This window comes from Knoellia altitudinis (assembly GCF_042666355.1).
Taxonomy (GTDB): Bacteria; Actinomycetota; Actinomycetes; order Actinomycetales; family Dermatophilaceae; genus Knoellia; species Knoellia altitudinis.
Map to the genome: position 1 here is coordinate 1672476 of NZ_JBHTDK010000001.1, position 21140 is coordinate 1693615.

The window sequence follows — 21140 nt, forward strand, 5'->3', positions numbered from 1 at the left end:
GCAGGTGGCGCGCGCCGCGCAGACCCTGACGCGCCGCGCCCCCATGGGTGCGCGGCTGCTCACGTCGAGCGCGGCTGGTGCCAACCGCGCAGAAGCTCGGGGCGCTGAGGAGTCAGCCGGGGTCGGCGGTTCGGGGGAAGCCGGAAGCGGGGGCGGGCGAGTCGCCGAGGGTGCGCTCACCGTCGAGCAGGCTCGGGACGATGCCGCGCACCAGCGAGACCTCGACGTCGGTGCCCACCCCGAGGCGCACCGAGTGCGGCTGCCAGGAGCGCACCGTGCAGCCCGACCGGAGTCGCACGGTGTGCAGGACGAACGCCCCGTGGTACTCGACGCGCGTCACCACCGCCCTGGCCCCCCGTGCCCGCGCCTCGTCCCCGCCGGCCGTCGTTGCGTCTGCGGAGGTGGTCGTTCCAGCGACCCCCTCCGCAGAGGCGACGGGCAGGAGGGCCACCTCGTGCGGCCGGAGCACGACCTCGGCCACGGCGATGTCGGTCCGGGGCGAGACCACACCGAGCTCGCACACGAGCCCGTCGGCGCCGAGCGAGGCCGGCAGGAAGTCGGCGTCGCCCATGAACGACGCGACGAAGCGGCTCACCGGCCGCTCGAAGACCTCGACGGGAGAGCCCAGCTGCTCGACGACGCCCTCGCGCATCACGCCGATCCGGTCGCCCACCGTGAGCGCTTCGGTCTGGTCGTGGGTGACGAGGACAGCGGTGGTGCCGGTGTCGCGCAGCACGTCGACGGTGTCGGTGCGCACCCGCGCCCTGAGCGACTCGTCGAGCGAGGAGAAGGGCTCGTCGAGCAGCACGACCTCGGGCCGGGGCGCGAGGGCACGCGCCAGCGCCACCCGCTGCTGCTCGCCTCCCGAGAGCTCGTGCGGATAGCGGTCCGCGACGTGAGCGAGATGGACGAGCTCCAGCACCTCCGCCACGCGCGCGTCCTGGTCCGGACGGGCGTGGCCGTCGAGGCCGAAGCGGATGTTGTCGCTGACCCGCAGGTGAGGGAAGAGCGCGTGCTCCTGGAAGACCAGACCCACGCGGCGACGCTCGGGCGGCACCCAGGCGGACCCGGCGACGACCTCGGCACCGACCCGGACGGTGCCGGCATCAGGGCGTTCCAGCCCGGCGACGAGGCGGAGCAGCGTCGACTTGCCACACCCCGAGGGGCCGATGAGCGCCAGGATCTCGCCCTGCTCGATGCGGAGGTCCAGAGCACACACGGCCGGCGTCGCGCCATAGGCCTTGGAGAGGCCGGTGAGCTCGAGGGCCGCCGTCATGACGTCACCTGCTTGTGGGGTTCGGCGAGCCGCACCTGCCGGACGAGGAACCACACCGGCACGATCGCGAGACCGACGATGAGCAGCGCGGGCAGGGCGGCCTGCTCCCAGAAGTTCTCGTTGGCCAGCTCATAGACCCACACCGACACGGTCGTGAAACCGAACGGACGCAGGAGCAGCACCAGCGGCAGCTCCTTGACGGCATCGACGGCCACGAGCACGAGTGCGACGGCGATGCCCGACCGGGACAGCGGCAGGTGGACCCGACGCAGCACCCGCATCGGGCTGGCGCCCAGCGAGAACGCGGAGTTGGTCACCGACGGCGAGATCGTCGTGAAGCTCGCATCGACCGCTTGGTATGCCGGCGCGAGGAACCTCACGACATAGCTCGCCAGGATGCCGAGCACCGAACCGGTCACGACGAGCCCCGTCCCGCCCGGCACCCCCAGAGCCTCGAGCCATCCGTCGAGGGCCGCGAAGGCGACGAGGACGCCGATACCGATGACGGCGCCCGGCACGGCATACCCGAAGGTCGTGAGCTGCGCGGCACCCCGGGCGAGACGGCCGCCGGTCATGCGCACCCCGTGGGTGAGCAGCAAGGCAAGGGTGACGCAGGCGAAGGCGGCGAGCCCGGCCATGACGGCGCTGTTGGTGAGGTTGGTGGCGAAGCGTCCGGTCGAGAGGGCCGACGAGTCGGCGAGCGTCGCGGTGACGGCCCACCACAGGAGCTGCGCCACGGGCAGGAGGAAGCCGGTCGCCAGCACCGATCCGGCGGCGGCGAAGGCCCACCAGCGACGGGCCCCGGTGAGGAGGTGCGGAGCTGCAGGGGGCCGGTGCCCGCCGCGGGAGTCATAGCGAGCGCCGCCGCGCAGGATCCGCTCGACGGTGAGGACCATGACGGCGAAGGCGAGGACGAGCACCGACAGCTGGGCCGCTGACGCGAAGTCGAACGTGCCCTTCCAGGTGAGGTAGACGCCGACCGAGACGGTGCGGACCCCGAAGTACTGCACCGTCGCGAAGTCGGTGAGGGTCTCCATCATGACGACGGCGAGGCCACCGGCGAGGGCGGGGCGAGCGAGTGGGAGGAGCACCTGGCGGAAGGCACGCCACGGCGAGGCGCCGAGCATGCGGGCTGCGTCCCAGGTCGCCTGCCCCTGGCCGCGGAACGACGCCCGCGCGAGGAGGTAGACGTAGGGGTAGAGCGTGAGGGTGAGCACGACCGGCGCCCCGAGGGCACCCGAGAGGAGCTCGACGACGCGCGAGTCGCCAAAGACCGCCCGGGACAGCCGCGCTGGCCCGCCGGCCGGGCCGAACGTCGACAGGAAGAGGAAGCCGAGCACGTAGGCCGGCATCGCCAGCGGCAGGACGAGCAGCCACGAGAAGAGCCGTCGCCCCGGGAAGTCGTAGGCCGTGACGAGCCAGGCGAGCCCCACGCCGAGGACCGCGGTGCCGACACCCACCGCTGCCAGAAGCAGCACCGTCGTCACGAGCATCTCGGCCAGGTCGCCGGGCAGGGCCGGGCGACCGGCACCGAGCGCCGCAACCAGCACCGACACGACCGGCACCGACACCGCGACAGCGATGACGACGACGACCGCCGACCAGCGGGGGCGGCCGGCCCCGGGAAGCCGCGGGGCGCGCAACCCGGCTCGGGAGCCGGGAGTGCGCTCCGGAGCCGGGTCGATGCGGCTCTCGAGGCTCACGACGGCTCGCGAGCCGTCTCGTCAGCCCGGCCCGTCAGGGTCACTTGTAGCCGGCCTCGGACAGGATCTTGACGGCCTCGGCGTTCTGCGACCCGTAGGCCTCGGCCGACAGCGGCATGCGCTTGAACTCGCCGAACTTCGCGATGACGGGCTCGGGCTCGACGGACTCGTTGACGGGGTACTCGTGGTTGCCGTCGACGAAGGCGCTCTGGCCCTTGGTCGCGAGCCACTCGACGAGCTGCTGCGCCTGGGCGGCGTTGTCGGAGGTCTTGACGACGCCCGCGCCGGAGATGTTGACGTGCGTGCCCGCGTCGCCCTGCGAGGCCCAGAACGGCTTGACCTTGAGGTCCGGCTTCTTCTCCAGCTCGCGGGCGAGGTAGTAGTGGTTCGTGATGCCGACGTCGCACGTGCCCGCGTCGATGGCCTTGAGGAGCTCGACGTCGTTGGACTTGATGTCGACGCCGTTGGCGACCCAGCCCTTGACGGTCGCGAGCGTGGCGTCGGCGCCCCTGAGGCCGACCAGGCTGGCGACGAGGCTCTGGGTGTAGGCCGACGTGGAGTCGCGCATGCAGAGGCGACCCTTCCACTTCGGGTCGGCCAGGCCGGCATACGTGTCCTTGGGGTCGAAGTCCGCGGGCTTGACCTTGTCCGGGTTGTACATCGTCGTGCGGGCGCGCATCGCCAGCCCGAACCACTGGTTGCCGCTGTCGCGCAGGTCGGCGGGGACGGCCTCGGTCAGCGCGGCGGACTCGACCGGCTTGAGGACGCCCTCCTCGCCGGCGTTCCACAGCGCCCCGGCGTCGACCGTCATGAAGACGTCGGCCTCACCGTCGGCGCCCTCGGCCTTGATGCGCTGGAGCAGCTCGGCGTCGTTGCCCGAGATGAACTCGACACTGACGCCGGTCTCGTCCTGGAAGTCCTTGAACGCGCCCTCGAGGTCGTAGTGGCGCGCCGAGTAGATCTGGAGGTCGGCGTTGCTGCCGCCGAGACCGAGCACTCCGCAACCGGCGAGCGGCAGCGTGAGGCCGACGGCGGCGGTGGCAGCCAGGGCGCGGGCGGTGCGAGGCGGGCGGCGAGAGGGCACGGGGACTCCTGAGGGGTGTGACGCTGACAGCCCATTCTTGCGGTGTTAGGTAAGCCATACCAAATCCCCTTATCATCGTCGGTTGTGACCGCCGTTGCCCGCTCCCAGCACCGGGTCGCCCTCGTCGGGCGGCTGCGGTCCTTCGGCGACGCCTCGGCGCTGCGCTGGATGGGCCCTGCGGGCCTGCAGACGATGGCGTATGCCGCCCTCGCCGACCAGGTCGACGACCGTCGCGTCGCGCTCGGTGGGGCTCCCCGCCTCGTGCTGCTCGAGGCCGGCAACGACGTCGAGACCGTCGTGACGCTCCTCGCCGCCCTCGCCGGCGGGCACCCCGTCATCGTCACCGCGCCGGGGGAGTCGCGGCTCGTCGACGCCTGGGATCCCGATGTCGTGGCTCGCGGACCCCGGCTCGAGGCGAGACGCGCCGGCACGGCCCACGCGCTCCACCCCGACCTCGCCCTGCTCCTGTCGACGTCCGGCAGCACCGGCTCTCCCAAGCTCGTGCGACTGAGCACCCACAACCTCGACTGCAACGCCGGTCAGATCGTCGACGCGCTGTCGCTGCGGCCCGACGACGTCGCTGCCACGACGCTGCCGCTGCAGTACTGCTACGGCCTCTCGGTCCTGCTGAGCCACCTCTCGGTGGGAGCCAGCGTCCTGCTCACCGACCTGTCCGTCGTCGACGCGTGCTTCTGGGACGCGTTCCGGGAGTCCGGCGGGACGACGCTCGCGGGGGTGCCCTACACCTTCGACCTGCTCGACGCCGTGGGCTTCGCGGCGATGGACCTGCCGCGCCTGCGTCTCCTGACCCAGGCGGGCGGGCGGATGGAGCCGGCCGCGGTCCGGCGGTGGGCGGAGCTCGGGAAGCAGCGCGGCTTCGAGCTCGCTGTGATGTATGGCCAGACCGAGGCCACGGCCCGGATGGCCACCCTCCCGACGCATCTCGCCGCATCGAACCCGTCGAGCATCGGCGTCGCCGTCCGCGGCGGCCACTTCAGCCTCGCGCGCGTCGACGGTGTCGCGGCCGGGGTCGGCGAGCTGGTCTACGAGGGCGGCAACGTCATGATGGGCTACGCCTCCTCGACGGCCGACCTCGCCGAGGGGCCCGGGCCCAGCACGCTCCCCACCGGTGACCTCGCCCGGTTCACCCCGGACGGGCTCGTCGAGATCGTCGGCCGCCTCAGTCGTCTGGCCAAGGTCTGCGGACTGCGGATCGACCTCGACCGGGTCGAGGCCGACCTCGCCGCGGACGGGCACCCGGCCCACGTCATGGACGGCGGCGACCGGCTCCTCGTGGCGCTCGCGGGCTCCGACGGCTCCGCCGCCGATGACGTCCTACGAGACGTCAGTGAGCGGTATGCCGTCCCGCGCGCCTCCGTCGTGGTCGCCACGGTCGACGAGGTCCCGCGCACCGGGTCGGGCAAGGTCGACCGCCCAGCCCTCAGAGACCGGCTCCTGGCGCAGTCCGTCGAGCGCCGCGCAGCGGGGGACGTCCCAGTGCGCGATGAGTCGGCGGTTGGTGTCGCGGTGGACGAGGTGCGGAGGCTGTATGCCGAGCTGCTCGACCGACCCGACGCCACCGACGGCGACTCCTTCGTCAGCCTCCGCGGCGACTCGCTGTCCTACGTCGAGATGTCCGTGCGGCTCGAGGGCCTGTTGGGGACGCTGCCGCCCTCCTGGCACGTCCGGGCCATCGCCGACCTCGCCGCAACCCACGGCGCCCCGCCCGCGCAGCTCGCCCGGTCGCGGCGCACCCCAGGATGGCTGCGCTGGCGCGTGCTCGAGACCTCGGTCGTGCTCCGCGGCCTCGCCATCGCACTCATCGTCCTCACTCACGCCGGGGTACTGGAGGTCCGAGGTGGCGCCCACGTGCTCCTGGCCGTGGCGGGCTACGCGTTCGCGCGCTTCCAGCTCTCCGGCGCCGAGCGGTCGGACAGGGTCGCCCACCTCCTCGAGTCGATCACGCGCATCGCCCTGCCCAGCGCGGTGTGGATCGGCGTCATCGTGCTCATCGACGACCGGTTCTCGTGGTGGAACGCCGCCCTGATGACCTCGGTCGGTGGGGGGACCGGCCACATCCAGTGGCGCTACTGGTTCGTCGAGGCACTGGTCCACCTGCTGGCCGGTCTCACGGTGATGCTCTGCGTGCCCGCACTCGACCGGCTCGAGCGCGCCCGGCCCTTCGCGGTTCCGCTGGGGCTGGCGGTGGCCGGGCTGGTGTTCCGGTTCGGGCTCGTCGGCGTCGGTTCGCACCACGTCAACGGTCGCGCCGCCATGGTGCTCTGGCTCTTCGCGCTCGGGTGGGCCATGGCCCGCGCGGACGCACGGTGGCAGCGATGGCTGCTCACGGCATACGTCGCCGTTGTCGTTCCCGGGTTCTTCGGTGACCCGATGCGCGAGCTGGCCGTGGCCGCCGGCCTGCTCACGCTGCTGTGGGTGCACTCCCTGCGGGTGCCGGCGTTCGCCGTCCCAGTGCTCGTCCCCCTCGCCTCGGCCTCGCTGTTCATCTACCTCGTGCATTTCGAGGTCATGGGTCGGGTGGGCTACTCCCTGCTCGGCGCCGCCGTGTCCCTGCTCACGGGCTACATCGCCTGGCGTGGGGCGTCACCGATCGTCGAGCCCGTCGCCCGACGGGTCGGCGGGCAGGTGCGCCGCATTCTCAGCTGAGGATGTCCTGGCGGCGGAACCGTCGGTAGCCGAGCGCGACGAAGAGCACCGTGTAGAGGACCGACCACAGGGCGCCGTGCCGCAGGTCGACCCAGTCCACCGGGCCGGAGACGAGCAGGTCGAGCCAGGCCCGTGAGTAGTGCGCCGGCAGCGCCTTGCGCCAGTCCCCGAGGGCGTCGATCGAGTCGAGGATGCCGGAGACGATGAGCAGGATGAGCGCGCCGCCGACCGCAGCGAGCGGGGTCTGGCTGCGGACCCCGACCCAGAACGAGAAGGCGCCGACGGGTGCGATCGACAGCAGGACGAAGCCCACCGCGATGGCCATGCGCGGGGCCCAGTCGCCCCACGCCATCTCGCCGCCACCGAGGATCGTGAACGGTTCGCTCCCATAGGCGAGGGTGCCGACGAGGAGGGTCCACGCCGGCAGCACGACGACCAGCGCTGCGGTGGAGAGGAGGCCTACGACGAGCTTGCTCGTGAGCAGCCGCGCCCGCGTGACCGGAGCGGTGAGCAGGTAGCGCAGCGATGCCCACGACGCCTCGGCGGGGACGGGGTCGCCGGCGAAAAGGGCGGCCACCCCGAAGAGCAGGAGCTCGGCGGAGACGACGAAGGTGAAGACGGTGAAGTTCGGGCCGCCGCTCGTCGCGAGGTCGACGAGCCGGACCGTGGTGTCGCCCTCGCGGCCCGGGTCGTCGTCGAGCGAGAACGCCGCGACGAGGATGAGCGGCAGGACGGCCACGATGCCGATGACCCAGAGGGTGCGGCGGCGCCCGAGCTGGCGGCGCAGCTCGGACCGCCAGGAGAGTGGGCGGCTCATCGGGCCCGCACCTGTCGCAGGCGCTCGATGAGCGAGGCGTCCGGGGTGTCGTCGTCGGACCCCGGCTGCGACGCCGCGATGACTCCGAGGAAGACCTCCTCCAGGTGGCGCCGGCTACCGACGCCGACGACATCGGCTCCCGAGGCGACGACCTCGCGGACGACGAGCTCGCGGGGTCGGTCCGCGACGACGGTGAGCGTGGGCCTGAAGGGGTCGTCGACCGTGTCGAGCGAGCGTATGCCGTCCGCTCCCGCGAGCGCCGCGCGTGCCGGTTCCAGGGACTCGACCGACGCAAGCTCGAAGACGGTCGTGTCGTCGCTGGCGAGCAGGTCGGCGACCGGCCCCGCGGTGACGACCCGGCCGGCGTGCATGACGACGACGTGGCTGCAGGTGAGCTCCACCTCGGCGAGCAGGTGGCTCGAGACGACGACGGTGCGTCCCGTGGCGGCATACGACTGCAGGATCGGCCGCATCGCCGCGATCTGGGGCGGGTCGAGTCCGTTGGTCGGCTCGTCGAGGAACAGCAGCTCCGGTTTGCCGAGCATCGCCTGCGCGATCCCCAGCCGCTGCTTCATGCCGTGGCTGTAGGTGCGGACCGGTCGGTCCAGGGCGCCGCCGAGAGCCGCGACGTCGAGGGCCTCGTCGATGCCGGCCTCCTCGGCGGGGCGGCCGGTCGCGGCCCAGTACGCCGTGAGGTTCTCGCGTCCCGTGAGGTGCGGGAGGAAGCCCGGCCCTTCGACAAGGGCACCGACTCGTCCGAGCACCTCGGAGCCCGGGTGCACCGGACGACCCAGGACGTGCACCGAGCCTGAGTCGGGGCAGATGAGCCCGAGCATCATTCGCATCGTCGTCGTCTTGCCCGCCCCGTTGGGGCCGAGCAGCCCCACGACCTGGCCGCGTTCGGCCCGCCAGGACACGTCGTCGACGGCACGGTGGCCGTCGGCATACGTCTTGACCAGGCTGTCGACGACGAGCGGGACGTCGGCGTAGTCGTCACGGACGACCTCGCGCTGTCGACGGCGTCGCCGCAGGAGCGAGGACGCCGTGATCGCCGCGAGGAGCGCGACGATGCCGCCGGCCAGGGCGAGCGACTCGGTGTCGCGCTCCGTGGTCGCGGCGAGGATCGCGCCCGACGCCGTGGGGACGGTGAGAGTGGCGGCGGCCAGGGTGACGCGGTCGGCGCGAGCCTCCCGGGGGACGGTGAACGCGCTGTCCGTCGAGGTGACGAGGACGCGCCACTGGCTGCCGGCCGCCATCGACCAGACCGACGCGGGGAGGTTCACGGTCACGTCCGTCGGCTGGCCCGGCGTCAGCGCCACTCTGACCGGCGCGGTGAGGGCCCGCTGCTGGACCGCGTCGGTGCCCTCGACCCGCCACAGGGAGACGAACATCGTGGCCTCGGGACCCGTGGACGAGACCCGGAGCCGGACCGTCGGTGAGCCCACCACGGTGAGCGAGCGCGACAGGGTGGGACTGTCGAACGCGACCGACATCCCCGGCAGGGCCGCGAGCCGGTAGGTCGGCAGCTGCAGGGAGCCGAGTCCCGGGATGGAGGTCATCGAGTTCGGCTGGCCGCCCGGCGGGGTGAGGAGGACGGCCGGGCTGGCCGGGGCGCGCAACGTGAGCTGCTGAGTGCCTGCGCCCAGTCCGGGGTAGCGGTCGAGGGTCGCGACGGGCGCGGCGTCACTGCGCCGGGGGACCGGCAACGAGTAGGTGAAGGCGGGCACGGGGAGCGGGTCGGTCCGGCTGCCCTCGAGGTAGGTGCGCAGCCAGGTCGCAGCGGCGGCCTCGTCGAGGCCGGGGTTCGAGGAGGCGCCGTCGTGCCCGCCGTCGGTCCAGCGCACAGCGTGGCGGGTGCCCGCTTTGGCGAGACCGGCGGCGTTGGCGTCGGCCTGGTCGAGCCCGAAGAGGGTGTCCTCCTCGCCCTGCACGAGGAGCGTGGGCGCGGTGACCCTGTCGATCGTGCCGCGAGGGCTGTTGCGGCGCAGGGTCGCGGCGAGCCCGCTACTCGGCCGGCCGTTCACCGCCGCCGCCTGGAGCTCGGCGCAGAGCGTGGGGTCGAAGCGGCCGCAGAGTGCGTCGGCGGGTGACCCGGTCGACCCGCTCGGGGATGCGGATGGCGGAGTCGGCCCGGCGCCCCCGATGCTGCTCCCCACGGGGCCGAGGCTCGCAGTGAAGAAGCGGGTTCCCCACAGCTGCTTGTAGGGGCCGGGGGTGGTGCTCCCCGAGGCTGCCTGGGGGAAGAGGGCGGCTCCGAGGTCGTGCCAGGTGATGGCGGCGACGGTGGCGTCGACCCGCGCGTCCGCCCCCGCGAGCATGAGGGCGAAGGCCCCGCCGTAGGACCCTCCCGCGACGGCGACGCGCGGGTCCTCGGGTCCGTCGCTCACCACGTCGGGCCGTCCGGCCAGGACGTCGAGGAGGGCGGTCCCGTCCGCGATCTCGTGGTCCGGGGAGTTCAGGTGGATGCGGCCGCCGGACCGGCCGAAGCCCCGGGCCGTGAAGGTGAGGACGACGTGGCCATCGGCGGCATACCGCTTCGCCTCCCCGTCGACGCTCTCCTTGCTGCCGCCGAAGCCGTGCGCGAGGAGGACCGCTGGGTGCGGGCCGTCACCGGCAGGGAGGTAGAGGCGGGTGTCGAGCCGGACCGGGCTGCCGTCGCTCTCGGCCCGGACGTCGACGAACTGGTCGGTCGTCGTCACCGAAGGAGTGTTCTCGGCCGCGAGCTGGGTGGTGACGGGCGCGGCCTGCGCGGCGCCGGCGAGCACGACGATCCCGGTGAGGGACAGCGCGGCTGCGGCCACGACGAGTCCACGAGGACGTGGACGAGCGAACCGCTGCATGGCTCATCCTCTCCCGACGGAGCCCACTGAGTCGTTCAGCGCCTGCCGCACACCGGAGCAACGGTTCGGTCCCCACTGTGGTTCCGCCGGCGCCCGGCTCATGGCTCGGCCCACAGGTCGGTGCTGCTCAGAAATCTGTGCTGCTCAAAGATCGAGGGTCCTGTCGAAGAGCTCGCGCACGGGGTCGGGCAGGGACGGCTCCTGGATCGTCACGTCGAGCGGCGGCACCTCACACGTCACGCCGTAGCAGAAGCGGTCGGGTTGGGCCGGCCCGCCGGCGAAGGACTGCAGCTCGGGATGGGGTCCGGCGAGCAGGGTGCGCCAGGCGGAGGCATCCGGCGCCGGGAGCTCGTCGAGGACCACCGTCCGCTCACGAACGAGCCCGGCGAAGCCGCCCGTGCGGCGGACCTGCACCTCCTGGGGCTCGGTCCCGGGAGCGGGTGCCGGAGCGGGCTCTGGAGTCGGCTCCGGCTCGGGGGTGGGCTCCGGCTCCGGTGTAAGTGCGGGGGTCGGCGCGGGGTCCGTCCCGGCACCGTCGGTGACGCCGACCTCACGCCAGGCGTTGCGCACCGCCTCGGCCTCCGGTGAGTCCGCGCCGTGCGCGTCGACGGCGGCCGCCTCGGTGAGCGCGGCGAAGGTCGCGAAGTCACAGTCGGCCTTGATGTCACCGGTGATCACGGCATACCAGATGGCACCGGGAGCCTCCCAGGCGTTGCCACCGAGCGCCGTCGCGACGAGGTGGAACGCCCGGTTGGGGATGCCGGAGTTGATGTGCACGCCGCCGCTGTCCTCGTCGGTGACGACGAAGTCGTCCATGTGACCGGGCTGCGGGTCCTTGCCCAGGCGCGGGTCGTCGTAGGCCGTGCCGGGCGCCTTCATCGACCTCAGCCCGACACCGTTGACCCCCGGGGCGAGCAGCTCCGCGCCGATGACCCAGTCGGACTGCTCGGCGCTCTGCCCGAGGAGCCGCTGCTTGACGAGGATGCCAAAGACGTCGGACACGTGCTCGTTGAGCGCGCCGGCCTGGTCCTGGTAGACGAGGCCGGAGGTGTACTGGGTGACGCCGTGCGCGAGCTCGTGGCCGATGACGTCAAGGCTGCGGGTGAAGCCGAGGAAGATCTCGCCGTCCCCGTCGCCGAAGACCATCTGCGACCCGTCCCAGAACGCGTTGTCGTAGTTGGTGCTGTAGTGCACCGTGGCGACGAGCCCGAGGCCCTTGTCGTCCAGCGAGTTGCGACCGTATGCCGCGTGCCAGAGCTCCCAGGTCGCCCCCAGTCCGTCGTAGGCCTCGTTGACCGCGACGTCGTCGGTGGCCGGCTCTCCCTCGGCACGCACCTGGGTGCCGGGCAGGGTGGTGCCGTTCTCGGCGTCGTGGAGCAGTCGGTTGGGAGCGTCGGTCGTCGCCCTCGTGGCCGAGCGGCTGACCCGCCGACCGGTGTCGCGCAGCGCGTGCTCGCGGGCGTGCCGCTCATAACGGAGCTGGTCCAGGCGCAGCGTCTCCCGGGCTCGCTCCGCGAGGTGCGGCTCGCCCGACGTCGCGAGCGCCTCGAGCAGGTAGGGCGGCACGATCGGGCAGGAGTGCGGGGCCGGGTTCGTCGTCATGCCCCCATCCTCACCTCCACCTCCGACACCCGCACCTCGTCCGGCCCAGCCGGATCTATTCGACCAACAGGCTCGAGTCGTGCCACACATCGAGGTGGTCCGGTGCATAGATCAAGCGAGTGCCGGGCTCCAGAGCGAGATGAGGTTCAAGTCCGGGGATGAGGTCCACAAGGTGTCGTGTGTGCCACGGGCGGAAGAAGGAGTCATCACTCAGCAGCTCGCCCGTCCAGAAGTACCAGCCGGTCGTCTGACCGGACGGGAGGTGACGCAAAGCGTGGAGGGGCCAGTCGACATCCCCGGAGATGAGTCGCTGCCACGCGCCAACGATCCCGTCTGCCATGCCCCCATCCTTGCAACACGCCACCTGAGAGTCCTGCCGAACGCGTCATGTCTGACGCGTTTGGCAGGATCTTGGACGCCACACGCCCCGTTCGGCCGTAGGCGTTCAGCCGTAGGTGTCGCGGGGGCCACGCCCGTCCTGGACCCGGCGCATCCCCTTGGACCATGACGGTGCGCTCGGTCCGACGACCTTGATCTGGGTCACCGTGCCCTCGCCCACCTCACGGGCCAGGCTGCCCATGAGCGTCGTCGACATGAGGCGCAGGTTCGTCGCCCACGCCGTCGACTCGCAGCGGACCGTCAGCACCGAGTCGACGAACTCGACCGGCTGACAGTGCTGCGCCACCTCTTCCCCGACGATCGTGGACCACCGCCCGATGACGGCGCCGACCGCGACGTCGACCTTCCACCCGCGCTCGGTCACGAAGGCATCGAGCTCGTCGCCGAGCAGCATCGGGTCCCGCCCGCCCTTGCGCCCACCCATGCCGTCTGGCACGTCCCTGAACCGGCGCTTCGGCTTCACGCCCGGTCGCAGCCCACGTGACCGCGCCGCCGCTCGCGCCCGCGAGAGCGCGTCCGCGGGAGCGCTCATGAAGTCCTCCGGGGTTTCACGTGAAACGTCGGCGTCCCCGTCGCCCTTCGACGATGTCGATGAGTCACCCTGTCCCGCAGTCCGATTCGCGTCGTCACTCACGGACGGTCACCTCACCGAGCGACACGGCATACGTGCGTCCTCGTAGTTCGGACGGGACGTCCGCCTCGACCGCGGCAGTGATGAGCACCTGCTCGCAGTCGGCGACCATCGCCGCCAACCGCTCGCGCCGGCCGGAGTCGAGCTCGGCGAAGACGTCGTCGAGGATGAGGACCGGGTCGTCCCCGAGATCGTGACGAAGCAGGTGGTATGCCGCGAGCTTGAGTCCCAGCGCGAACGACCAGCTCTCGCCGTGGCTGGCATAGCCCTTGGCCGGCAGCTCGCCGAGGGTGAGCACGACGTCGTCGCGGTGAGGACCGACCAACGTCACGCCGCGCTCGATCTCCTGGCCACGGACTTCCGCGAACGAGGCCAGCAGCTCGGCGTGCAGCTCCTCGAGCTCGGGCACCTCACCAGCAGCGATCCGCGCCGCGAACTCCTCACGCAGCGACGCCTTGTAGCTCACCTTGGCATCCGACTGTCCAGCGCTCACCTCGTCGTAGGCCTTGCCGAGCAGCGGCGCCAGGTCGCGCAGCAGCCGCAGCCGGGCATAGAGCAGGGGGGCGGCCACCTGGGCGAGCTGGGCGTTCCACACGTCGAGGGTGTGCAGGGCCGCCTCTCGCTCAGAGACGGCATCGGCCCCCTCGACCGGCCGCCGCTGCTTGCCCCGACCGCGCAGGACGGGCGCCGCCGACTTCAGCAGGGCGTTGCGCTGCTTGAGGATTCGGTCGTAGTCGCCCCGCGCTCCCGCCCACCGAGGCTGGCGCGCGACGAGCAGGTCATCGAGGAAGCGCCGCCGCTCGGACGGGTCGCCCTTGACCAGGGACAGGTCCTCGGGGGCGAAGAGCACCGTCCGGACCTGGCCCAGCACGTCCCGCGGACGGGTCAGGGCCGACTTGTTGAGCCGCGCCCGGTTGGCCCGCCCGGGAGTGATCTCGAGCTCGACCATCGCCTCGCGGCCGTCCCGGACGACGGCGCCGCGGATGATCGCCTGGGCCGCACCGAACCTGACGAGCGGTGCGTCGTTGGCCACCCGGTGCGACGACAGCGACGCGAGGTAGCCGATCGCCTCGACGAGGTTGGTCTTGCCCTGCCCGTTGAGCCCGACGAACGTCGTGATGCCCGGCTCGAGCGGGACCTCGGCGCTCGGATAGCTCCGGAAGTCGCCGACGGTCAGGTGCCGGACATACACCCCTGATCGCTCAGGACTTCGTGGCGCTCTTGGCGCTCTTCCGCGTCGAGCCCGTCTTCGTCGAGCCCGTCCGGGTGGAGCCGGTGCCGGACGTCGGAGAGGAGGCTCCGGTCGAGCCCGAACCGGAGGAGGGGCCGGCGGCGGCGGCCTGGCGGCCCTTGGCGGCGGCCTGGCTGGCGCTCTTGGTCGGCTTCTCCTTGCGGGCGGCCTTGGCCTTGGCGGCGGTCGCGGACTTCGGGCCTGCGGCGGCCTCGGAGCGGAGCTTGTCGCCCTCGTCGATCGTCATCACCTGGTGTCCACCGAACTCGCCGCGCAGTGCCGCGACGGCCTGCATCGTCGGTGAGTGGTCCTGGCGCGAGGCGAAGCGCGCGAACAGTGAGGCCGAGATGACCGGCATGGGGACGGCGTTGGCGATGCCCTCCTCGACGGTCCAGCGACCCTCGCCGGAGTCGGCGGTGTAGTCCGAGACGTCGTCGAGCCCGGGGTTCTCCTCGAGCGCCTTGACCATGAGGTCGAGCAGCCAGGAGCGGACGACGGTGCCGCGGCTCCAGGCCTTGAACGAGCCCGGCACGTCCTTGACGATGTCCTTCTTGGCGAGCAGCTCGTAGCCCTCGGCGTAGGCGTGCATCAGGCCGTACTCGATGCCGTTGTGCACCATCTTGACGTAGTGGCCGGCGCCGATGTCGCCGGCGTGGACGAAGCCCTCGTCGCGCGGACCCTCGGGCCGCAGCGCGTCGAAGATCGGCATCGCCTTGGCGACGTTGGCCTTGGTGCCGCCGACCATGAGGCCGTAGCCGTTCTCGAGGCCCCAGATCCCGCCGGACACCCCGCAGTCGAGGTAGCCGATGCCCTTGGCCTTGAGCAGCTTCTCGTTCTCGATGTCGTCGGTGAAGCGGCTGTTGCCCCCGTCGATGACGAGGTCGCCCTTGTCGAGCAGCTCGCCGAGCTTGGCGACGGTCTCGCGGGTCGGGTCGCCGTGCGGCACCATCACCCAGACGACGCGTGGGGCGTCGAGCTTCTTGACCAGCGCCGCGAGGGTCCGGACGTCCGAGACCTCGGGGTTGTGGTCGAAGCCCACGACCTCGTGGCCGGCGCGGCGGATGCGCTCGCGCATGTTGCCGCCCATCTTGCCGAGCCCGATGAGTCCCAGTTGCATTGACTACCCCTTCACGTGGCGGAGGTGCTGGTCTGTTCTCTGTTCTGACAATCGACGGTATGCCGTCCGCTCACCCGAGTGCGCGGCATACCCCGCCCGTGCTCGGCGGCTGTGCGTCAGGCTACGCCGGTCAGCTCGCGAAGCGCACCGGCATGATGACGTAGCGATAGCTGGTGTCGGCCTCGCCGTCAGCCTCGGCCTGACCGCTGAGGACCGCGGGGCGCGACGGCTGTGTGAACGAGAGCCGGCTGAACTCGGTGCCGACGGCGCCGAGGCCGTCCAGGAGGAAGCCGGGGTTGAACGCGACCTCGACGTCGGGGCCGGTGAGCGTGGCCTCCACGGCCTCGCTCGCCTGGGCGTCCTCGCCGGTGCCGGCCTCGATCGCGACCTGGCCCTCGGTGAAGCGCAGCCGCACAGGGGTGTTGCGCTCGGCGACGAGCGCGACCCGCTTGACCGCTTCGACGAGCTCGGCCGTGTTGATGACCGACTCGGTGTCGGAGCTGGTCGGGAAGATGGAGCTGACCTTGGGGTACTCGCCGTCGAGCAGGCGCGTGGTGGTGCGCCGGGACCCGGCCTCGAAGCCGACGAGGCCGTCGCCACCCGCGGCCGAGCCGAGGGCGACGTCGATCGAGCCGGAGGCGCCCAGCGACCGGGCCGTGTCGGCGAGGGTGCGCGCGGGCACGAGCACGATGTGGCTCGCGGCGCTGTCGGTGGGGTTCCACGTGAGCTCACGCATCGCCAGGCGGTAGCGGTCGGTGGCGAGGAGCGTCATCTTGTCGCCCTCGATCTCGACGCGGACACCGGTGAGGATCGGGAGCGTGTCGCCGCGGTCGGCGGCCACGGACACCTGGCTGACCGCCTGGGTGAAGAGCTGACCGTCGATCGAGCCGCTGGGTTCGGGTGACGTGGGCAGCGTCGGGTAGTCGTCGGAGGGCATCTGGAGCAGGCTGAAGCGGCTCGAGCCGCAGACGACCTGGACCTTGGATCCCTGGACCTCGACGTCGACCGGCTTGTTGGGGAGGTTGCGGGAGATGTCGGCGAGCAGGCGCCCCAGCACGAGCACGGTCCCGGACTCGCTGACCTCGGCGGCGACGGTCAGGCGGGCGGACACCTCGTAGTCGAAGGCGGAGAGCGTCACGGTGCCCTCGTCGTTCGCCTCGATGAGGATGCCGGCCAGAACGGGCACCGGAGGGCGGGCAGGGAGTCCGCGGGCGACCCAGGTGACTGCCTCGGCCAGGACTTCACGCTCGACGCGGAACTTCACGGCATACCGACCTAACTGTGTGGGGTGGAGCAGGCACGACAACGTCTTGGACCGCAGGCACCCCACAGGGTGCGGGCATGCGGGAAAGATGACATTAGTGCACAGAGGAGGGCGGGGACACCCGAGCCGGAAGTTGTCATCCGCCCGACCCTCCCACCGTCGAGAGGGCCCTCTCGGGGTGACGTTCCACAGGCAGGTGCTCGGGGCAGGACAATTGATAGGGGGATCTCGTCAGAGTTGTAGGAGGTGTGGATCCTGTGGACAACCGGGTGTCCCTGCAGGTCAGCGGCGCTCCGGCCCGGTGGATGACCCGTGGACGGGGTGTGGAGCGGAGGGTCGTGCCTGTTGACGGCCACTGCGTCGTCCGGTCCCGTCCACGGGGCCGACACCTCTCGTCCACCCTCACCGGACAGTTGTCCACAGTTGTCCACAGGGCCTGTGGACGAACGCAGGTGTGGGGACGTCCCCAGGTTGTCCACAGGGCTCTTCTCCACAGAGTTCTCCACAGCCCGTGGATGGTGCAGGGCGAGACCGCAACGGGCGGCGCAAGGTGTCGAACGGGTGACGAGGTGCCCACAGCTGTGGATCAACCTGTGGACAACGAGACGGAAGCGTCAGCGCGTCTGCTGCTTGATCCGGTTCGTCAGCTCGGTCACCTGGTTGTAGATCGCTCGCCGCTCGGCCATGAGCTGGCGGATCTTCTTGTCCGCGTGCATGACCGTCGTGTGGTCACGACCGCCGAACTGCTGCCCGATCTTGGGCAGCGACAGGTCGGTGAGCTCACGGCACAGGTACATCGCGATCTGGCGTGCCGTGACGAGCACCCGGGAGCGTGACTGCCCCTGCAGGTCCTCGAGGGTGAGTCCGAAGTAGGCAGCCGTCTGCGCCATGATCGTGGCGCTCGTGATCTGGTTGGCGGAGTCGTGCGGGATGAGGTCCTTGAGCACGATCTCGGCGAGGGAGATGTCGACCGGCTGACGGTTGAGGCTGGCGAAGGCCGTGACCCGGATGAGGGCGCCCTCGAGCTCACGGATGTTGGTGGTGATCCGCGAGGCGATGAACTCGAGCACGTCGTCGGGGACGCTGAGCCTCTCCTGGGCGGCCTTCTTGCGCAGGATGGCGATCCGGGTCTCGAGGTCGGGAGGCTGCACGTCGGTCATCAGGCCCCACTCGAACCGACTGCGCATCCGCTCCTCGAAGCCGCTGAGCAGCTTGGGCGGGAGGTCGCTCGTGATGACGACCTGCTTGTTGGCGTTGTGGAGGGTGTTGAACGTGTGGAAGAACTCCTCCTGCGTCTGCACCTTGCCTTGGAGGAACTGGATGTCGTCGATGAGGAGCACGTCGACGTCGCGGTATCGGCGCTGGAAGTTCGCGGCCTTGTCGTCGCGGATGCTGTTGATGAAGTCGTTGGTGAACTCCTCGGAGTTCACGTAGCGCACCTTGACGTGCGGGAAGAGGTTGCGGGCGTAATGGCCGATCGCGTGGAGCAGGTGGGTCTTGCCCAGGCCGGACTCGCCATAGATGAAGAGCGGGTTGTAGGCCTTGGCCGGCGTCTCGGCGACGGCGAGCGCGGCCGCGTTGGCGAAGCGGTTGGAGGCCCCGATGACGAACGTGTCGAAGGTGTACTTCGGGTTGAGCCGGGTCAGCTCGACCTGCTCGGGGACGGCGGCACCGGGGCGGGGGCGCAGCGCGCCGGGTGATCGCCTCCGGACCACCGATCCGTCGCGGCGGCCGTCGTCGTCGTCCTCGTCGTCCTCGACCAGGGCGATGCCGTCGAGCTCGGCCCGGCGCTTGGCTCGGCGCCCGTCGGCGTCGGTCGACCCGGGCTCGGTCGGCGTGGCTCGCGCGACCTGGTCGGCGCCCTCGGCCGAGGCGTCGTGGGGCGGGAGCTGGGCCGGCACGTCCGCGAGCGACTGGTCGACCGTCACGGCGAGGCGCACGTCGTGGCCGAGCTGGCTGCTCAAGGTCTCGGTGACCCGCTCGCGCAGCCGGGTCTCGACGATGTCCTTGGTGAAGTCGTTGGGGACGGCGATGAGGGCGGTCTCGTCGAGCAGGCCCACGAGCTTGGCGAGCGAGAGGAAGGCGCGCTGCTGGACAGGGATTCCGTCAGAGTCGAGCGCGTCGAGGGTGGTGCGCCAGATCTGGTCCATCCCGACATCCGGCACCTGATCACCCAGACCTTTCAGTGTCACTTGTGCGTGGGACGAGGATGTCCACAGAGTTTTCCACAGACTGTGGGTATGCCGGGTGACGCTAACAAGGGGGTGGCCCTGCGGCAAGCCGAAACGTGGTACCGATCCATCCTCTGCGTGGAACGTCCCGCGTGTCGGGTCAGCGGTGACACCGTGAGGTGAGAGCATAGGCGGTTCTCTGCCCGGAGCGCTTCCCCTCAGCGAGTTTGACCCGGTATGCCGCCCTCACGTACCTTTGACAGGCCTGTTGTGGCGGCCGTTGACGCCTGCCCACAGCCTCTGAGCCAGCACGACCCAGACAGCCCCAAACCATGCGGTTTTTGTCCGTATGGGTCCGTCCCGTGAGAAGAGATTTCCCGTGAGCAAGCGTACGTTCCAGCCCAACACCCGTCGCCGGTCCAAGACCCACGGCTTCCGTCTGCGCATGCGCACCCGTGCGGGTCGCGCCATCCTCGGTGCCCGTCGCCGCAAGGGCCGCTCCGAACTCTCCGCCTGAGGCTTCGGTGCTGCCGGCGCCGCACCGACTGCGGAAGCGGTCGGACTTCGCGTCGGCGATCCGTGCCCCTGGTGCGACGCGAGCGGGATCGAGGATCCTCGTGGTGCACGCCAACGTGACCGGCTCTCGTGCGGGACTTCCGCCGCGGGTCGGTTTCGTCGTGTCAAAGGCCGTGGGCAACGCGGTCGTGCGCAACCGGACCAAGCGTCGACTGCGGGCTGCAATGGCCGGCGAGCTGGCCGGCATACCGGCGGGTGTCGACATCGTCGTCCGGGCTCAGCCGGCCTCTGCGAAGGCCACGTTCACTGACCTGTCGGCAACGCTGAAACCGTTGCTGCACAAGGCAACTCGTCGCTTCGAGGTTACCCAGTGACACTGGTTCAGGTTGCTGCCAAGCCGCTCGTCTGGCTCGTGCGCGCCTACCAGCTCGTCCTCTCACCCATGCTGCCGGCCACCTGCCGCTACTACCCCTCCTGCTCGGCGTATGCCGTGACCGCCCTGGGCCGCCACGGCCTGTTCCGGGGAACCTGGCTCACGCTCCGGCGGTTGGGCAGATGTCACCCTTGGTCTGCCGGCGGGGTCGACCACGTGCCAGCACTGCCCGGAGAACCGGATGACGGCGAGCTCGTCGCTCGTCACATCCCCCACGAGACCACCACCTGACCCACACATCTGCACCACCGTGTGGGCCCATCCCGGCCGAGATGCCGGACTGACCAAAGGACAGCATGGGAGACTTCTTCAACACCCTGCTCCGCCCGATCGAGCTCCTCGTCGCGTGGATCATGTACGGCTTCCACTCGGCATTCACGACGATCGGGCTCGACCCGGCGTCCGGCCTCGCGTGGGGCCTGTCGATCATCGGCCTCGTCCTGGTCATGCGTGCGGCGATGATCCCGCTGTTCGTCAAGCAGATCAACGCCTCCCGCAAGATGCAGCTCATCCAGCCGGAGCTGCAGAAGATCCAGAAGAAGTACAAGGGCAAGAACGACCCTGAGTCCCGCCAGGCGATGACCCAGGAGACGATGGGGCTCTATCGCAAGGAGGGCACCAACCCGTTCTCCTCGTGTCTGCCGATCCTCGTGCAGTCACCCTTCTTCTTCGGTCTCTTCCGCGTCCTCAACGGCCTCGAGAAGATCTCCACCGGACAGAACGAGGAGATCGGGCCGATCACCCGGGAGGTCGCGGCGCAGGCCGAGCAGGCCACGCTCTTCGGCGCCCAGCTCTCCGACACCTTCCTCGGGGCGGACAACACCGCGACCTACGTCGTCACGGTCATCCTCATCATCCTCATGTCGGCCACGACCTTCACGACGCAGCGTCAGCTGATGACCAAGAACATGCCGGCTTCTGCGCTGGACAACCCGTTCGCGAAGCAGCAGAAGCTGATCATGTACGTCATGCCGATCGTCTTCGCCGTCTCCGGCATCAACTTCCCCATCGGTGTCCTCCTCTACTGGTTCACCACCAACGTGTGGTCGATGGTCCAGCAGTTCTATGTGATCCGGAAGATGCCCGCGCCGGGTTCGGCGGCCGAGAAGGCTCTGCACGAGCGGCTCGCCAAGCGCGGGAAGCCCATCCCCGGTGAGGCCGAGCGGAAGGCCGCGGAGGCTGCTGAGGCCGAGGCAGCGGCCGAACGGACCCGTCAGCGGGTCCAGCCCAAGGGCAAGAAGCGCGCCAAGAAGAAGAGTGGCGCCGGCCCTGTCGCCGAGAAGAAGCCCCAGACCAACGCCTGAGACCATACCTGCCGTATCAGGGCTCTGACCTGTGACGATACGGCGCCGGACCGGCAGACGACGTCGTCAGCCGCCATGAGAGGAA

Annotated in this window: 17 protein-coding genes; 5 read left to right on the forward strand and 12 right to left on the reverse strand. The window is 70.7% G+C overall.

Annotated features, from left to right (window positions below):
* Nucleotides 1–112: 112 nt before the first annotated feature.
* From ACFQW8_RS07915 to ACFQW8_RS07925, 3 genes are read right to left on the reverse strand one after another with little or no spacing between them, the layout of a single operon-like run.
* Entirely contained in the window at nt 113–1276 is a 1164-nt protein-coding gene (locus tag ACFQW8_RS07915; RefSeq protein WP_380086449.1) for an ABC transporter ATP-binding protein, read from the reverse strand.
* Complete coding sequence (locus ACFQW8_RS07920) at nt 1273–2979, reverse strand: ABC transporter permease (RefSeq protein ID WP_380086450.1); 1707 nt, start codon at nt 2977–2979, stop codon at nt 1273–1275. Before ACFQW8_RS07920 ends, ACFQW8_RS07915 begins: the two co-directional genes overlap by 4 nt.
* Nucleotides 2980–3019: 40 nt before the next feature.
* On the reverse strand, nt 3020–4063 hold the full coding sequence (locus tag ACFQW8_RS07925) for an extracellular solute-binding protein (RefSeq protein WP_380086451.1): 1044 nt from the start codon (nt 4061–4063) through the stop codon (nt 3020–3022).
* A gap of 84 nt (nt 4064–4147) precedes the next feature.
* Here ACFQW8_RS07925 and ACFQW8_RS07930 point away from each other — a divergent pair, with 84 nt between their 5' ends.
* Nucleotides 4148–6730: an AMP-binding protein gene (locus tag ACFQW8_RS07930; RefSeq protein ID WP_380086452.1), complete on the forward strand. Its 2583-nt coding sequence runs from the start codon at nt 4148–4150 to the stop codon at nt 6728–6730.
* On the opposite strand, the gene ACFQW8_RS07935 is transcribed toward ACFQW8_RS07930, so the two are convergent.
* The 9 genes from ACFQW8_RS07935 to dnaA all read right to left on the reverse strand — a co-directional run bounded on the left by ACFQW8_RS07935 (nt 6723) and on the right by dnaA (nt 18781).
* Complete coding sequence (locus ACFQW8_RS07935; protein ID WP_380086453.1) at nt 6723–7547, reverse strand: ABC transporter permease; 825 nt, start codon at nt 7545–7547, stop codon at nt 6723–6725. The genes ACFQW8_RS07930 and ACFQW8_RS07935 overlap by 8 nt on opposite strands.
* Nucleotides 7544–10387, reverse strand: coding sequence for an alpha/beta fold hydrolase (locus ACFQW8_RS07940; protein WP_380086455.1), 2844 nt, complete (start codon nt 10385–10387; stop codon nt 7544–7546). The genes ACFQW8_RS07935 and ACFQW8_RS07940 overlap by 4 nt, the downstream gene beginning before the upstream one ends.
* A 144-nt stretch (nt 10388–10531) precedes the next feature.
* Nucleotides 10532–11989 (reverse strand): protealysin inhibitor emfourin, encoded by a 1458-nt coding sequence (locus tag ACFQW8_RS07945; protein ID WP_380086456.1) that lies wholly within the window; start codon nt 11987–11989, stop codon nt 10532–10534.
* 55 nt (nt 11990–12044) lie between these two features.
* Entirely contained in the window at nt 12045–12329 is a 285-nt protein-coding gene (locus ACFQW8_RS07950; protein WP_380086458.1) for an immunity protein Imm33 domain-containing protein, read from the reverse strand.
* A gap of 105 nt (nt 12330–12434) precedes the next feature.
* A complete protein-coding gene (locus ACFQW8_RS07955; RefSeq protein WP_380086459.1) occupies nt 12435–12920 on the reverse strand; it encodes a DUF721 domain-containing protein in 486 nt (161 codons plus the stop codon).
* A 94-nt stretch (nt 12921–13014) separates the two neighbouring features.
* Entirely contained in the window at nt 13015–14211 is a 1197-nt protein-coding gene (recF, locus tag ACFQW8_RS07960) for a DNA replication/repair protein RecF (RefSeq protein WP_380086460.1), read from the reverse strand.
* A gap of 10 nt (nt 14212–14221) precedes the next feature.
* Complete coding sequence (gene gnd / locus ACFQW8_RS07965) at nt 14222–15367, reverse strand: phosphogluconate dehydrogenase (NAD(+)-dependent, decarboxylating) (protein WP_380086461.1); 1146 nt, start codon at nt 15365–15367, stop codon at nt 14222–14224.
* Between the two features lie 130 nt (nt 15368–15497).
* Complete coding sequence (gene dnaN, locus ACFQW8_RS07970; protein ID WP_380086462.1) at nt 15498–16631, reverse strand: DNA polymerase III subunit beta; 1134 nt, start codon at nt 16629–16631, stop codon at nt 15498–15500.
* 614 nt (nt 16632–17245) lie between these two features.
* Nucleotides 17246–18781, reverse strand: a complete 1536-nt coding sequence (gene dnaA, locus ACFQW8_RS07975) for a chromosomal replication initiator protein DnaA (protein ID WP_380086463.1) — start codon at nt 18779–18781, stop codon at nt 17246–17248.
* A gap of 400 nt (nt 18782–19181) precedes the next feature.
* Between dnaA and rpmH the strand changes: the two genes are divergently transcribed.
* From rpmH to yidC, 4 genes are all read left to right on the forward strand, one after another.
* On the forward strand, nt 19182–19319 hold the full coding sequence (gene rpmH / locus ACFQW8_RS07980; protein ID WP_040884819.1) for a 50S ribosomal protein L34: 138 nt from the start codon (nt 19182–19184) through the stop codon (nt 19317–19319).
* A 7-nt stretch (nt 19320–19326) separates the two neighbouring features.
* Entirely contained in the window at nt 19327–19692 is a 366-nt protein-coding gene (gene rnpA / locus ACFQW8_RS07985; RefSeq protein WP_380086464.1) for a ribonuclease P protein component, read from the forward strand.
* The gene (yidD, locus tag ACFQW8_RS07990; RefSeq protein ID WP_380086465.1) at nt 19689–19982 is read left to right on the forward strand and encodes a membrane protein insertion efficiency factor YidD; all 294 of its coding nucleotides are present in this window, start codon (nt 19689–19691) and stop codon (nt 19980–19982) included. Before rnpA ends, yidD begins: the two co-directional genes overlap by 4 nt.
* A 65-nt stretch (nt 19983–20047) precedes the next feature.
* Entirely contained in the window at nt 20048–21055 is a 1008-nt protein-coding gene (yidC, locus tag ACFQW8_RS07995) for a membrane protein insertase YidC (protein ID WP_380086466.1), read from the forward strand.
* Nucleotides 21056–21140: the final 85 nt, after the last annotated feature.